Source organism: Niveispirillum sp. CC-CTL257 (assembly GCF_059489915.1).
Genome location: NZ_JCAJXE010000004.1, coordinates 839,069 through 854,103, shown reverse-complemented (window position 1 = coordinate 854,103; position 15,035 = coordinate 839,069). Strand labels below are relative to the sequence as shown.

At 63.2% G+C, this 15,035-nt stretch carries 15 protein-coding genes and 1 pseudogene; 9 read left to right on the top strand and 7 right to left on the bottom strand.

Annotation, left to right across the window (positions count from 1 at the left end; genetic code table 11):
* From ABC729_RS24195 to ABC729_RS24160, 8 genes and pseudogenes are all read left to right on the top strand, one after another.
* Positions 1-844: pseudogene (locus ABC729_RS24195) on the top strand (beta strand repeat-containing protein); the annotation flags it as partial.
* Positions 845-983: 139 nt separating this feature from the next.
* A complete protein-coding gene (locus ABC729_RS24190) occupies positions 984-1,430 on the top strand; it encodes a hypothetical protein (protein ID WP_495610175.1) in 447 nt (148 codons plus the stop codon).
* 430 nt (positions 1,431-1,860) lie between these two features.
* Entirely contained in the window at positions 1,861-3,459 is a 1,599-nt protein-coding gene (locus tag ABC729_RS24185) for a sigma-54-dependent transcriptional regulator (protein ID WP_495610174.1), read from the top strand.
* Positions 3,460-3,481: 22 nt separating this feature from the next.
* On the top strand, positions 3,482-3,805 hold the full coding sequence (locus ABC729_RS24180) for a hypothetical protein (RefSeq protein ID WP_495610173.1): 324 nt from the start codon (positions 3,482-3,484) through the stop codon (positions 3,803-3,805).
* Positions 3,806-3,942: 137 nt separating this feature from the next.
* Positions 3,943-4,134, top strand: coding sequence for a hypothetical protein (locus ABC729_RS24175; protein WP_495610172.1), 192 nt, complete (start codon positions 3,943-3,945; stop codon positions 4,132-4,134).
* A 185-nt stretch (positions 4,135-4,319) separates the two neighbouring features.
* Entirely contained in the window at positions 4,320-5,096 is a 777-nt protein-coding gene (gene exbB, locus ABC729_RS24170) for a tonB-system energizer ExbB (protein ID WP_495610171.1), read from the top strand.
* Positions 5,097-5,101: 5 nt separating this feature from the next.
* Entirely contained in the window at positions 5,102-5,542 is a 441-nt protein-coding gene (gene exbD, locus ABC729_RS24165) for a TonB system transport protein ExbD (RefSeq protein WP_495610170.1), read from the top strand.
* Positions 5,543-5,547: 5 nt separating this feature from the next.
* A complete protein-coding gene (locus ABC729_RS24160) occupies positions 5,548-6,240 on the top strand; it encodes an energy transducer TonB family protein (protein WP_495610186.1) in 693 nt (230 codons plus the stop codon).
* A 7-nt stretch (positions 6,241-6,247) separates the two neighbouring features.
* Here ABC729_RS24160 and ABC729_RS24155 read toward each other — a convergent pair whose 3' ends face one another.
* From ABC729_RS24155 to ABC729_RS24140, 4 genes are all read right to left on the bottom strand, one after another.
* Positions 6,248-6,487, bottom strand: a complete 240-nt coding sequence (locus tag ABC729_RS24155; RefSeq protein ID WP_495610185.1) for a DUF1272 domain-containing protein — start codon at positions 6,485-6,487, stop codon at positions 6,248-6,250.
* Positions 6,488-6,584: 97 nt separating this feature from the next.
* Complete coding sequence (locus tag ABC729_RS24150) at positions 6,585-7,364, bottom strand: amino acid ABC transporter permease (RefSeq protein ID WP_495610169.1); 780 nt, start codon at positions 7,362-7,364, stop codon at positions 6,585-6,587.
* A complete protein-coding gene (locus ABC729_RS24145) occupies positions 7,361-8,167 on the bottom strand; it encodes a transporter substrate-binding domain-containing protein (RefSeq protein ID WP_495610168.1) in 807 nt (268 codons plus the stop codon). Before ABC729_RS24145 ends, ABC729_RS24150 begins: the two co-directional genes overlap by 4 nt.
* A gap of 184 nt (positions 8,168-8,351) precedes the next feature.
* A complete protein-coding gene (locus ABC729_RS24140) occupies positions 8,352-8,813 on the bottom strand; it encodes a hypothetical protein (protein WP_495608608.1) in 462 nt (153 codons plus the stop codon).
* Between the two features lie 677 nt (positions 8,814-9,490).
* Between ABC729_RS24140 and ABC729_RS24135 the strand changes: the two genes are divergently transcribed.
* On the top strand, positions 9,491-10,762 hold the full coding sequence (locus tag ABC729_RS24135; RefSeq protein ID WP_495610167.1) for a GGDEF domain-containing protein: 1,272 nt from the start codon (positions 9,491-9,493) through the stop codon (positions 10,760-10,762).
* An 86-nt stretch (positions 10,763-10,848) separates the two neighbouring features.
* On the opposite strand, the gene ABC729_RS24130 is transcribed toward ABC729_RS24135, so the two are convergent.
* The 3 genes from ABC729_RS24130 to ABC729_RS24120 all read right to left on the bottom strand — a co-directional run bounded on the left by ABC729_RS24130 (position 10,849) and on the right by ABC729_RS24120 (position 14,849).
* A complete protein-coding gene (locus tag ABC729_RS24130; RefSeq protein ID WP_495610166.1) occupies positions 10,849-12,282 on the bottom strand; it encodes a mannose-1-phosphate guanylyltransferase/mannose-6-phosphate isomerase in 1,434 nt (477 codons plus the stop codon).
* A 98-nt stretch (positions 12,283-12,380) separates the two neighbouring features.
* On the bottom strand, positions 12,381-13,895 hold the full coding sequence (locus tag ABC729_RS24125; RefSeq protein WP_495610165.1) for a tetratricopeptide repeat protein: 1,515 nt from the start codon (positions 13,893-13,895) through the stop codon (positions 12,381-12,383).
* 135 nt (positions 13,896-14,030) lie between these two features.
* Entirely contained in the window at positions 14,031-14,849 is an 819-nt protein-coding gene (locus ABC729_RS24120) for an enoyl-CoA hydratase/isomerase family protein (RefSeq protein WP_495610164.1), read from the bottom strand.
* Positions 14,850-15,035 lie beyond the last annotated feature (186 nt).

The window sequence follows — 15,035 nt, the reverse complement described above, 5'->3', positions numbered from 1 at the left end:
GCAGATCACCACCCTCACCACCACTCAGATCGGGGCACTGAACAGCACACAGTTCGGGGCCATTGAGACGACCGATCTGGCCGTGCTGACCACCACCCAGTTCCGGATACTGAACACCACCCAGATCGCAGGCCTGACCTCCACACAGGTCGGTGTGCTCTCCACCACCCAGATCGCGGGCCTCACCACCACCCAGGTCCGCGCCATCGAGACAACCGATCTGGCAGCCATGAGCTCCACCCAGATCGGCGTCCTGACGACTACTGCGGTTGGCGTCTTGAGCACGACGCAGATTGCATCCCTGGAAACGACCGATGTAGCGATCCTGAACAGCACCCAGGTCGCCACATTGTCCGCGACATTGGTTGCGGCGATGACGACTACTCAGTTTGCTGTCTTCGGCACCACTCACATCGGCGCCATGAACACCACCCAAATCCGGGCGATTGAAAGCAGCGACATTGCTGTACTGGGCACTGCACAAGTCACCTTCCTGAACAGTACCCAGCTTGCAGCACTGACGACTACTCAGGTATCCAGCTTCAGCACTACATCCGTGGCGCAGCTGACAGGTGGACAGCAGTTCCCGGTGTTCACCACCACCTTTGTCTCCGGCTTGACCACAACCCAGTTGGGTGTGTTGAGCACAACTCAGATTTCTGCCTTCACCACAACCGCAATGAGGGGTCTGTCGACCACGCAAATTGGTTCCCTCAACACGACACAGATCGGTGGTCTTGAGACGAGCGATCTTTCCGCTCTGACCACCACGCAGATTGCAGGCTTCCAGTCCACGCAGGTTGCTGCCATGACCTCTACCCAAATCAGCTCGATCTTCCTGTAAGAGCGGATTTAGAAAGAAGCCGGGCCTGTCCCTTCGGACAGGCCCGGCTTTTCTTTTTAGGGCTTCCCGATCCGGTCGCATTGCCCCCGTGTCCGACATCGTCCAGGATGGAACATCGTCAATTATCGGGCCGTGAGACATGCATCATCGCCAGATTCTGGATATGGCGTTGCGGGAGTTGCCAGCGGCAAAGGCCGCCTACCTTTCCCGTGTGGCCGACAGTCTGTCGCGCGACCCGACCCTGGATGAGCGTTCACATCTGCTCTATCCGGTACTGGCGGCAGCGGCGTCAGGCATCGAGCCGGTTCTGGAGCCTGAGGAATGTGCAGCGTTGGTGGTGCATTTTCTGATCGCCAATGCCGACGGCATCGCGCATGCCTTGTACTCTGCCGCTTATCTGCGGGATGGGCCGGGCACCATGGCGCCCTGGTCCGCACGGCTATTGGCCACGATATCAACCGCCATCATGGACCGGCTGCAACGTGGCGAGCTGATCCTGGACGAACCTAAAGTCTGGCGATTCGGCGAGAACACGCGCGACGACGCCCCCTTCCCCTATGGGGATGAGGACGACGATGATCTCTGATCGGGGAAAGTGCGGCACGGCGACCGGGGCGGGCCGCCGTGCCAACAAGTTTCCGCATCTTCGCCCTGAACCGAAAATGGGGCCCGGCGGCGGGGCTGCCGGTACGACGGTGGAAAGAAACCACTCCTGTGGAATGTTCCTCCCCACAACGCCTGTCTTACCGCCCGGACCGGATCAACCCGCGGGCGGCTAATCATTGTGGCGAACTCTGTCATCGCCGCTAAATCTGGTTATGGATAAAGCAAAGGCTAGGCCATTCCCATTGCCCTGACCCGATTTCCAGCATTTGCGCCGTTTCCATGGACACGTCGTATGGAAACTCGCTGCAGGACAAGGCCACAGCCTGACGATTTCATGCATTTTGCAATTGCTCATCCATAAATCATAAGAGTTCCTTGCTGAACGCAACGCCCCATGCAATCATCAGATCATGCCGCTCGAACCCGCCCGCATCCTGATTGTCGAACCCGCTCCGTCGCTCTCACATGCTTATGTGACGGCCCTGAAGCGTGATGGCTATGATATCAGTGTGGTGGAGGGGGCCGCCGCCGCCAGACGGGCCTTAGGCGTTTCTGGCGGTGCCGATCTGCTGCTGATCAATCTGCAACTAACCGACGGGCCAGGCATCGATCTGTTGCGGGACCTCACCCAGAATGGCTTGGTGTCCCGAGCGGTGGCGCTGACAGCGCAGGGTTCGGTACAGGTGGCCGTTGATGCCATGCGGGCGGGTGCGGCGGATGTGCTGCTGCTGCCCGTGGGCACGGATCGGCTGCGCGGTGCGGTCACCACCGTCCTGGCACAGCCGACGGCCGCGCGTGAGATGCCGGTGGGCAAGGCCGCCAAGGGCAGGGGCAGCAGGGCCCCGGCGGCCGCAGCGGAACCTACCGTCACCGAATATTCCTTTTACGGTTTCATCGGCGCCTCCCCGCCCATGAAGGCCGCCTATCGCCTGATCGAGGCGGCAGCCCCGTCCAAGGCCACGGTTTTCATCACCGGCGAGAGCGGCACCGGCAAGGAGGTCTGCGCTGAGGCGATCCATCGCCGCAGCCCGCGTGGCGATGGCCCCTTCATCGCCATCAATTGCGCCGCGATCCCCAAGGATCTGATGGAGTCGGAGATTTTTGGTCATGTGAAGGGTGCCTTCACGGGGGCCAGCACCGACCATGCCGGTGCGGCACTGCAGGCCGATGGCGGCACCCTGTTCCTGGACGAGATCGGGGAGATGGACCTGTCGCTTCAGGCCAAGCTGCTGCGTTTCCTTCAGACCGGCATGGTGAAGAAGGTGGGCAGCGAGAAGCTGGAGCCTGTGGATGTCCGCATCGTCTGCGCCACCAACCGCGATCCCTATGCCGAGGTGCAGGCCGGCCGTTTCCGCGAGGACCTGTTCTACCGCCTGCAGGTGATTTCCATCGAACTGCCGGCGCTGCGCGAACGCGGTGACGATATCCTGTTGATCGCCCGCCATTTCCTGGAGAAATATGGGCGCGAGGAACGGAAATCCTTCAAGGGCTTCTCCAAGGATGCCGAGGGCATCCTGCAGACCTATGCCTGGCCTGGCAATGTGCGGCAGCTGCTGAACGTGGTGCGCAATGTCGTGGTGCTGAATGACGGGGATGAGATCAAGCCCTTCATGCTGCCACCGCCGTTGAACAAGCCGACAATGATCGTGCCCCCGATTCTCCAGGATCCGCGCTGGGCCGCCGTCGCGGGACCGCTGGCCAGCCAGATCGGGCAGGCTTTCCCGGCCCTGGCCGCGCCGCCATCTGGTCCCTTCGTGGGCATGGGCATTCCGGGCGTGCCCATTCCCGGCATCGGTCCGGCGACCACAACGCCCGCCGCGTCGGCACCCGCGCCGTCGGACAATTGGCAGGATGAAGAACGCCGCATCCGCCCGCTCTGGCAGGTGGAGGAGGAAGCGATTGACGAGGCGATACGCCTCTGCCACGGCAATATCACCCGTGCGGCGGCTTTGCTGGAAATAAATCCCTGCACCATTTATCGTCGTCGCCAGAAAAAGCGCACAGGCTGAGACGGAAACGGAAAGAACGGCCATGATCACCGAGATCCGGCACATCATCTTCTCCAACGATGAACTGAAGCTTGTCTTTCAGTCGGTGCCGCTTGATGGGTTCGATCCCGCGCGGCGAATTACCCGTATTCAGGTGGTGGAAGGCCCCCCGCCCTCGATCCGCATTCAGAGCGAGGCAGCAGCCGGCGGTAGCCGGACAGAGCTGGAGGTAGAAAGCTATCAGCTGGCCCGCCTGATGGTCGCCTATTGCCGGGACAAGAAAATCCCGCTGCCCAAGGATGCGCTGAAAACCATCCATGCCCAGGGCGATGCGCTCTGCTTCTCGATCATGAGCACCTTGGGCTGAGCGACCGGCCTTCCCATCGGTATATACCGATGGAACAGGTCGCGGCTTGGATTCCATCCACGGACGTTCTATATTGTGTGGTGTAGGAACAGTCCCGGTGGGCAATCACCGGTTCACGACCAACGGAAGACACGCACATGGAAGTCAGCAGCTCTGCCGGCTATGCCACGGCCTTGAATCAGCTGAATATTAGCAGGCAGGTTCAGACCGAACAGGTGCGCGCCTCTTCGGACCAGTCGCAGCAGGTGACTGACCTGCTGGCGGGGGGCGGTTCCACCCGTCCCGCGGCGACCGGTGGTCGTGGCCAGATTGTCGATATCCAGGCCTGATCCCGCCATCTCAAGATTCTCCGAACCTAAAAAGGGCCCGGTCGGCATATCGACCGGGCTTTTCCTTTTGAGTTCAGACCCAGACGCGACGTTTCGGCACGACACCCCTATCGCGAACGCAGTTGCAACTCAATCGCATCTAAAGTACCACCAGATCGGGACATGTTTCCGTGTGGGAGCCGGCGATGGCGAAGCGAGATATCGGGTGTATGGTGGCGGGTGTCGCTCTGTCGGGACTGTTGACCGGGCCGGCCCTGGCCGAACCTGTCATTGGCGGCCACGCCTTGTCGCCCTGGGGCATGTTCATGGCCGCCGACTGGGTGGTGAAGTCGGTGATGATCGGCCTTGCCGGGGCCTCCGTCGCCACCTGGACCATTTTCGGGGCCAAGCTTCTGGAACTGTCGTCAGCTCGGCGTCGCGCCGTGGCGTCACTTGACCGGTTGGACAGGGTTCGCGGTCTGGCCGATGCCACCGCCGGCCTGGACAGTGATCAGGACCCGGCGGCCCCCCTACTGCGGGCCGTCCTGGAAGAGCTGGAACAATCGGCTGACCTGCCGCCCGACGGCATCAAGGAACGCGCCGCCAGCCGTCTGGAGCGGATCGAGGCGGCCACGGGCCGCGCCACCGCGCGGGGCACCGGCATCCTGGCTTCCATCGGTGCCACCGCTCCCTTTGTGGGCCTGTTCGGCACCGTCTGGGGCATCATGAACAGCTTTATCGGCATTGCCGAGAGCCACACGACCAATCTGGCCGTGGTGGCACCGGGGATTGCTGAGGCGCTGCTGGCCACTGCCATCGGTCTGGTGGCCGCGATTCCTGCCGTGCTGGTTTACAACGCTCTGACACGCAGCATCGGCGGTTACCGCGCCCAGGTCGGCGATATCGCCGCCGCCGTTCTGCGGCTTCTGTCGCGCGATCTGGACCGGCGTGGGGTCAAGCCCCGCCTGCGCGCGGCGGAGTAAGGACGATGGCCGCCAAGCTGCGCACCGGCGGGGATGATGACCTGTCCGTCAATCACGAGATCAATGTCACGCCTTTCATCGATGTGATGCTGGTGCTGTTGATCATCTTCATGGTGGCGGCGCCCCTGGCAACCGTCGATGTGCCTGTCGATCTGCCGGCGTCCAGCGCGCCACAGGCCGAGCGCCCGCCCAAGCCGCTGTTCCTGTCGGTGAAGGCTGACCTGTCATTGGCCATCGACGATACGCCCGTGTCCGGCAATGACGCGCTTGCCGCCGCCCTGGATGCCGCAACCGGCGGGGACAAGGAACAGCGCGTGTTCCTGCGCGCCGACAAAACCGTGGCCTATGGCGACCTGATGGCGGTGATGAACCGGCTGCGTGATGCCGGCTATCTGAAGGTGGCACTGGTCGGGCTGGATGGTGCCGCCGTGGGGGCCGCACCGTGAGCGTGATGGCCGCCGCCCCGGCCCCCGGCGGCATACGTTGGGGCCTGGCCTTCACGTTGGCCCTGGGCGCGCATCTGGCCGTCGCCGGTTTCGTGGCGTTGAAGCCGCAGGCACCCGCCCCGCTGCAACCGCCTCCGCCGCCAGCCCTGCTGCTGGACCTGGCACCACCCACACCGCTGCCACCCCCTCCCCCACCGCCGCCAAGGCCAGTGGCACAGGCACCAACGCCCAAGCCACCCCCGGTGATTGAGCGGGCGGTCGCCAAACTGCCGCCACCGCCAAAGACACCGCCCCGCGCCGAACCCGCCGCCGATCTGCCGCCCGCACCGGTGGCATCACCCGATGTCACCCCGGCCCCGATCGATCCCGCCCCGGCGCAAGCCAGCGCGCCCACCGGGCCGCCGCCCGACGTTATGGCCGCTTTTCAGGGGCGTCTGATGGCACATCTGGGCAAGCATAAGCGCTACCCGATGAGCGCGCGGCAGCGTCGGCAGCAGGGCATCGCCTGGGTGCGCCTGACCCTGAACCGCAATGGCCGGGTCCTGTCACGCCGTCTGGAACAGGGAAGCGGGATTGAGGCGCTGGATCGGGAGGCCGAAGAATTGCTGGACCGTGCCCAACCCCTGCCCCCAATCCCCGCTGACCTGAAAGAGGATCAGATGGAGCTGGTGCTGCCCGTGGAATTCAGCCTGCGGTAAGGCGTCGTCAGAAGGCGGCCCCGCATTTTTCCGGCTTGAACACCCGCACTGTGGATGGCGGTGACCCGGCCCATTTCTCCCGCGCGCGTGTCGGGCGGGGGGACAGGGTGCCGCCGCAATTGGGACAGCGTCCGCGCAAGCGTCCTTCCGCACAATCGCGGCACCAAGTGCATTCGAAAGAGCAGATGAAGGCCCCCTCCTGATCCGCCGGCAGATCCTTGTCACAGCATTCACAACCCGGTCGCATGTCCAGCATGTCACCCTCCCCATTACGGGATCAGTGAAGCGGGAAAGCAGGGCGGCGACAAGACCGGGAGCGGACGAGCGGCGGACATTTCCGGCCCTCAGCCCTTGGCCCCCCACCGCCCCTCCAGCCAGCGCGAAAGGCGCGACAGCAGCAGCAGGATGACCAGATATTCCAGCGCCAGCAGCGTATAAAGCTCCAGTGGGCGATAGGTCTGGGTCTGCAATTCCGTGGCCCGGCGGGTCAATTCCGCCAAACCGATGGCCGAGGCCAGCGAACTGTCCTTCACCGTATGGATGAACTGCCCCACCGTCGGCGGCAGCATGCGGCGCAGCGCCTGGGGCAACACGATGCGCCGCAGGGTCAGCCAGCGGCCCATGCCCAGCGATTGCGCCGCCTCCACCTGACCCTTGGGCACGCCTTCGATCCCGGCCCGAAAAATCTCCGACAGAAACGCGCCGGCATTCAGGGCCAGCGCGATGACCGCCGCCGTAAAGGGCGTCAGCTCGGCCACCCAGCCCAGCAGGGCGAAGCCCACGCCGTCACGCTCCAGTCCCTGCACCAGGATGGGCAGCGCATAGAAAACCCAGAGCAGCAGCACGAACAGCGGCAATGTCCGCATAAGCTCGACATAGGCACCGCTGAGCATCCGCACGGCCCGCCAGCGGCTACCCCGTGCGACGGCAGTAATCAGACCGATGACCATGGCCAAACCGAGCGCCGAGGCTGAGAGGCCCAGGGTCAAACCGGCACCGGTCAGCAGAAAGGACAGGTTTCCCCACCCTTCGTCGGTACGCGGATCGACGATATGCCACCCTTCTCCGCCACAACCCGACAGAAGCAACGCCAGCAGCAACAGCGGGGAGAGGCCAGGCCTCACGGCGCTTTCCCCATACCCTCGAACCAGACCTTGAACAGTGCGTCAAAGAACCCGTCGGCCAGCCGCGCATCCACCCATTTATTCAGCCACAGCATCCATTCCCCGTCGCCGGGCAGGGTCATCATAGCATTTTCCGTGTCGGTGCCGGGCCGGGCCCCCTGGGTCAGCATGGTCAGCTGCGGATATTCGCGGCCGATCTTGGTCAGGAAATAAAGATTGTCGGTAAAGGCCGCCTGCGCCCGACCGGCCAGCACTTCAGTGAAGTCGATGACAGGATCGGCGACCGACAGGATGCGGGCCTTGGCGAAGACCTTCTTTGCCATGGTTTCCGGTGCCGTGCCCTGCTGCACCGAAATGGTCACGCCCGGTTGATCCAGATCGTCCCAGCTTTTGAAGCGGTCGGCATCCTTCTTCAGGATCAGAGGGATGAAGGTTGGCCGCAGATAGGCCTTGGTGAAGGCCACGGCCTTGGCGCGTTCCGGGGTCACCGTCACGCCTGTGGCGGCGATGTCGTATTTCCGGGCCATCAGGCCCGCCACCAGGGTCGGCCACGTGGCCTGTACCAGTTGCAACTTCACGCCAAGGTCAGCCGCCAACCGTTCAGCCACCTGTACCTCATAGCCCTGGAACCCGCCCGTTTTCACATCGCGGAAGGAATAGGGGAAATAATCCCCCGTAGTCCCGACACGCAGCACCCCCGCCTTGCGCACCTTCTCCAACAACGACACCCCCTGCGCCAGGACAGGTCCGGCCAGGGCAGAGGCAAGGGAAGCAAGGATCAGGTCGCGGCGATGAAGGCGCATGCTGGCTCCGTCAGGAAGGGCGAGCCATGGTTGCCGCACTGCGAAACCGGGTCAACAGGGAAAGCGTTCGGAATAAAAAAGCCCCGCCCGGTTGCCCGGACGGGGGAGCAGGCTAGAACTGCCCGATGAAGCTGGACAGAGCGGACGAAGGCCGCTCCGGCGCCTGAGGAACTCAAAAAAACCCTTACTTGGCGGCGATGGTGACCGTGACGGTGTCGGCATAGTCGCCGGCGATATACTGATCGGAGGCGGCAATGGTGACCTTCAGGTCGGACTTCTTGCCGAACTGGGCGGTAGAGCGGTCAACGACCATCTGGCTGGTCAGGGCGCCGCCCTGGCCGTCATAATTGACGGAGTAATCGATGGTGAAGTTGCCGGACTTCAGCTTGCCGGCATTGGCGGAGGCCAGCGTGATCTTGTAGCCGGAGCCGGAATTGCAGGTCTCGGTGACCGAACCGACCGTCTTGGCGGTTTCACCGGCCTTAAGGGCCAGCGACTGGTTCAGGTCCTGGACGGCGATGGTGCAGGACAGAGCGACATTGCCCTTCAGCTGGATCGTGCCGGACGCGTTCTGGGCCATGGCGGGGGCGGCGATGGCGGCGGCGAGAGCGGCGGCGGCGGCGGTCTTGGCGAAGAACTTGTTCATGTCGGTCTCCATCGGTTCGTCGGTGTGAGGCGTTGTCGCCTTCATGCCAACCGAGGATTGCAGGCGGGATGCCAAGTGGTGCCGCCTCCGGGAAGTTGAGGATTTCTGCGGCTTTGGGGTGTGTGTTTACCTTCCATTGACATAATGCATTCTGCAAAACTGCCTTATGCATGTTGCATATAGCAATTATCACTGCAAAATGACACGATACGCGCCGCCGGGGTGCAACCTAACCTTTGGGATAGAAAATGCCTCCCCAATAGTCGGGACCGCCCCTTAAAACGCATGGCTGCCCCCGATAGGTTACGGCGACATTCCGTCCGCCGGAGGGAATAAATTTCGATCCCCCACGATTTTTAGAATCCGCACAGATCAGATTGACAAAAAAAAGATTGCTACAGTCTTCATACTTCGCATTCCAGGACAATACAGGTTATTATCAACAGAAATTATCGTTAAGATTTTGTTAATTTAAATAGAGTAACTAAATTGCAACAATCGAAACTAAAATATTACTGCTCATTTTTTCCAAGCCATGCCCCTCATCTATACTAAAAATTCATAAGAATTTTGTTATATGCAGAAAACATTGAGAGCAATTATCATCCGCATGATTTGTCAATTCGACCTAAGCCATATAGAATTGGTTGGAGTTGAGCCACGGCACATACCTGCATATGCAAATCCTATTCATCAGCGCCGAAAAGGAACGCCAGTCATTCGGTCCGCCCGAGATACTGGCCGCCCATGGTATCGAACTGACCCAGGTCTTCCCGCATGACCTGCAAGGTGCCTTGTCTTCCCCTGGCATGATCGGTCGGCATTTCGATGCCGTTATCGTTGACCCCGATGCGTTGACCGGGGTGGAGTGGCTGCTCAACCTTCTCTCGACAACGGGGCGCGCCGCCCTGCTGCTCAGCCTGACGCGCAATGACGCCCGGCAGAACGAGGCCGTCCTACGCCGCCTGGGTGTCGACACAGTGCTGGTTTCAGATCAGTTGGACGCTGCCGGCCTGACGGCGGAAATCACACGTTTGCGTCAGCTTCACGCCCAGCAGACGCCGGCGGCCACCGTGGCGGACCATGCCCCCGATGCCTTGGTCGGCGTCGATGGCGACGGCACTATCCGCTTCTTCAATGCTGCTGCGGAACGTCTGTTCGGGCGGACAACGGACATGACGGTCGGCCAACCCCTGTCCCTGCTGCTCCCGCCCCGCTTCCGGGCGGCGCACGGTCCGATGGTAATGGGTTTTCGTGACGATCTCGATGCGGACACGCACATGGCGTGGCGGCGTGGTGTCTTTGCCCTGCATACTGACGGCCATGAGATACCTGTCGAAATATCCCTGTCACGCCTGGAAACAGTTGATGGACGGCTGATGCTGGCCGCCATCCGCGATATCAGCGACCGGTTAAATCAGGAGGCGGAATATTACCGTCTGGCCACGCATGATTCGCTGACCGGCCTGTTCAACCGCGCCAGCCTGTGGGACATCCTGCGCCGCGATATCGCGCGAACGCGCCGCAACGGTCAGGATATTGCCGTACTGCTGCTGGATGTGGATCGGTTCAAGCAGGTCAATGACACGCTGGGCCATCTGGCCGGTGACGAGGTGTTGAGTGCTGTCGCCACCCGCGTCGATGATGCGATGCGGGCCGGCGACGCCTGCTGCCGCTTTGGTGGGGAGGAATTTGTTGTCATCCTGCCCGACACGTCAGCAGACGGTGCCATGGTGGTCGCCGAACGGCTGCGCGCCCTGATCGCCGACACACCCATCATCACGCGGGGCGGCACCGTCCAATGCACCGTCAGTATCGGCGTCGCGGCCTTGTCCACCATAGAGGCCAAGGACGCTGAGGCCTTGCTGCACGCCGCCGACATGGCGATGCTGAACGCCAAGCGCGCCGGCCGCAACCGGGTGCATCAACACCAGATGGAAACGGCTTAGAGCGGTTTTCCATTGACTGGAAAACCGCTCTGGCGACCGAAGAGAACGAAAAACCAGAGCGTGTTTTCGGTCAGCAGAAGCACGCCTTAAGCCCGCCCGTAATGATCCTCAATGCGCAGGATGTCGTCAGGGCTGATCATCTCGCCCGTCTGCACCTCCACCAGGCACAGGTCGGTGTCACCGTCATTTTCCAGACGGTGGGGAACGCCGGCGGGGATGAAGACGCTCTCATTCACCCGCACGATGCGCCGTTCCTCGCCCAGCGTCACCTTGGCCTCCCCCTGCACCACGACCCAGTGCTCGGCGCGGTGTTCATGCTTTTGCAAGGAGATTTTGTGGCCGGGCCGGATGGTCAGGCGCAGCACCTGGAAGCCGGGGGCGGCATGCACCAGATGCGAATAGCCCCAGGGGCGATAGGTGCGGCGATGATCCAGCCGTTCGGTTCGCCCCTCCGCCTTCAACCGGTCCACGACCGCCTTCACATCCTGCACGCGGGCGCGGTCGGCCACCAGGACGGCATCGTCGGTGGTAATGACCACCAGATCCTTGACGCCAACCAACGCCGTCAGCCCGACCTCGCCACGCACCAGATTGTTGCTGGCATCGACCAGGATGGCATCGCCCAGCACGGCATTGCCGCCCGCATCCTTCTCCGCGATATCCCATAAGGCACTCCACGCCCCCACATCGGTCCAGCCGATATCGCAGGGCACGATGGCCGCACTGTCCGTTTTCTCCATCACCGCGAAATCGATGGAGATATTGGGGGCCTTGGCAAAGGCGTCAGGGTCAAGGCGCAGGAAATCCAGGTCCACGCGCGCCGCTGCGATGGCCGCATCGGCGGCGGTCAGGGCATCCGGGGCATGGCGTTCCAGCTCGGCCACGAACTTGTCGGCGCGGAACAGGAACATGCCGCTGTTCCACAGGTGCCGCCCGCCGGCCAGATAGGCCTGCGCCACCTCCAGCTTCGGCTTCTCCGCGAACTGCTTCACGGCAAAGGCACCATCGGCACCCGGCACGCCGTCGCCCTTCTCGATATAGCCATAACCGGTTTCGGGGCTGGTCGGCTGAATGCCGAAGGTCACCAGCTTGCCCTGCGCTGCCGCAACGGCACCCGTTGCCACCGCCGCGCGAAAGGCATCGGGTGCCAGGATGGCGTGATCGGCGGGCAGCAGCAGGACCAGGGCCTGCGGATCGCGCCGTGCCGCCAGACGCGCCGCCACGGCTGCCGCCGGTGCCGTATTGCGCCCGAACGGTTCCAGAACCAGTTCGGTGGGGCGAATGCCCACTTCCTGCAACTGCTCGGCAATGGCGAAGCGATGTTCCTGATTGCAGATGACGATGGGGTCGGCAAAGCCGAAATCCCGGCCCACGCGCAGGGCGGTTTCCTGGATCATGGTCCGGTCGCCGCACAGGTTCAAAAGCTGCTTGGGAAACCGTTCGCGCGATACCGGCCACAGGCGGGAACCCGATCCGCCGGACAGAAGAACGGGAATGATGGTGGCAATGCTGTCGGTCATCTCTACACGCGGAATATCATTCGGGAAAACCAGGCGTCAGGCACCACGCATCCAGGCTCCGCAGCCCTGACCCATGGTGATTGCGCGGCAACGCCCTTTCAGCGGCTGGCGATGGCCAGAACGCCTTCGACAGCCCGGCCGCCCTCATAACGCAGCACCATGGGCATCAGTTCCAGAACCTTCAGCCCCGCTGCATTCAGGCTTTCCTGCAAATGGGCCGGATCATGGGCGTAACGCCCGCTTTCCTGCAAAATATAGGGCTTACCGCCCGACATCGTCTCCGCCGACACGATCCACAGCCCGCCGGGCCGCAGGGATGCCGCCACCTGCTGGAACAGGTCCCCGACCTCCCCGAAATAGCACAGCACGTCCCCCGCCACGATCACGTCGAAGCTGGCGGGTCGCGCCATCAGATAGGCACCCAGTTCCGCCTGATCCAGCGAAGAGTACAAGCCCCGGCGCAGCGCCTGCTGCAACATGGACAGCGACAGGTCGACACCCGTCAGGCTCTTGGCATAGGCGGCCAGGTGCGGGGCGGCCAGACCCGTGCCGCACCCGGCATCCAGAATATCCTTGTCGCCCTTGCCCGGCCCCAGATGGCGCAGCAGGGCCTCGCCCAGTGCCTCCGGCACGGCATAGCCCAAGGCACCGATCATTTCGTCAAACCGCTTGGCCGACGCATCGAAGGTCTGGGACAGGTAGGCGTCGCTGGCCCGGGCCGGGGGCGGTGTCTCACCCAACGCTGCCAGCGTATGCTGATACTGCGCCGTCTCCCCGGCGACCTCGCGCCAGCTTTCCAGCAGGACCTTCAGCGTCGCCTCATCCCCCGTGCGGCGCAGATTGGCGGCCACGGACCCCAGTTCCACCTGGGCCGGCGTGCTGTCGGGTGCCAGCTTCAGCGCCTTCAGCGCGGCATCGGCCGCCATGTCCAGCCGCCCAACCCCGCGCCAAGCCAGCGAGATATTGATATGCAGGGATGAACTGTCAGGGTCCATAGCCAGCGCCTGCCCGAAACAGGCAATGGCCTCATCATAATACCCGGCCTCGGCCAGGGTCAGGCCCAGGTTGGAATGGGTGATGGTCAGGTCGGGACGCAGACGGAGCGCCAGACGGAACTGCTCAATCGCCTCGTCCTGGCGACCAAGGCGGCGTAGGGCCAAGCCCAGATTACTGGCGGCTTCGGCATAGTCGGGCCGGGCCTTCAGGGCATTACCATAATGCTCCGCCGCGATCTCGATATGGCCGGCATCAAAGAACAGGGTGCCCAGATTGTAATAGGCCTCGGCGAACATCGGTTCCCGTTCCAGCGTGTTCAGGTAATGGTTGGCCGCGTCATGCGGCCGCCCCTGCGCCTGCGCCACGGCCCCCTGGTTGAAATGATAGATTGGATTGTCCGGCTCCAGCGCGGCTGCCGCCGCATAGGCCTGGGCGGCCCCGTCATAATCCTCCAGCGTTTCCAGGGCGACCCCCAGGTCAGCGCGCAGCGTCGCGTCACCCGGATCATCCAGGATGGCCTCGCGCAGCAGGCCCACAGCCTCGGCATGATTACCGGCATCCATCGCCATGCGGCCCATGTCCGCCGGGCCACCCACGCCAATGGAGATGTCACTCATGCCCTGTTCCTTCCTGACCGCCGCTTTCGGGGCGCTGCTTTTGCCCCGTCTTTTCCGGCGCACAGGATAACGGCTTGGAATCGCAAAGGATAGGGGTCCTTCGCGGGCCTGCCCATAAAGGTTAAGGGCGGATGGTCAGCACTTGCCGAAAAACGGCTTGCGCCGTTCCACGAAGGCGGTGATGCCCTCGGCGAATTCGGGGCTATCGATGGCCGACAGGAAGGTTTCCCGCTCCGCCGCCAGCTGCTGCTGGAAATTATGTTCCAGCGACAGGTACAGCAGCCGCTTGGTCCGCCCCGACGCCAGGGCCGCCCCACCCGCCAGCTTCCGCGCCACGCAGCGCGTCTCCTCGGCCAGCATCGGGGCCGGGCAGATGCGGTTGACAATGCCCAGTTCCAGCGCCTCCAGCGCCGTCAGCCGCCGGTCCAGCAGCGCCAGTTCTGCGGCGCGGCGTGATCCGACAAGGCGCGGCAGAGCATGGGTGGCGCCCGCCTCCGGCGTGGTGCCCAGCGGGCCATAAGCCATCTGGAAAATCGCACGGTCCGACGCCACCACCAGATCACAGGCCAGCGTGATGCCGATACCGGGCCCGGCGGCGGTGCCATGGATGCCGGCGATCACCGGCTTTTCCATGCGGCGCAGCGCCGTGACGGCCTGATGGGTGAAATCGATCAACCGGGCAATATGGTCGCGCCGTTCGGCGGCGGTGGCCGACAGCAGCTTGTGAAAAGCGTGGATATCGCCGCCCGACATGAAGCTGGTGCCCCGCCCTGTCAGGACCAGGACCCGCACCTTGGGATCATTGGCGGCGGCGGTCGCGGCCTCGGCAAAGGCGGCGGCCATGTCCAGGTTCAGCGCGTTCAGGCAGTTGGGCCGGTTGAAGGTGATCTCCGCCACCCCCTCCGCGCCATGGCGGGTATAAAGCAGGCAATCGCTGGTGGTCACGGTGCTCATGGCGCCTCTCCCCTTTGCCGGCGGCCCCGTCCGGGCCTTTCGGGCAAAGAGTATCAGAGGTTTTGCGAGATGAGGGAGCGGAAAGGTAATGACCTTTCGGCCACTACCGGATCAAACCGTCGGTCAAGTCCTTGACCGACGGTACGGCGGCGACTGCCGCCGCGCGGCCCATGCCGCGTAAGCCAA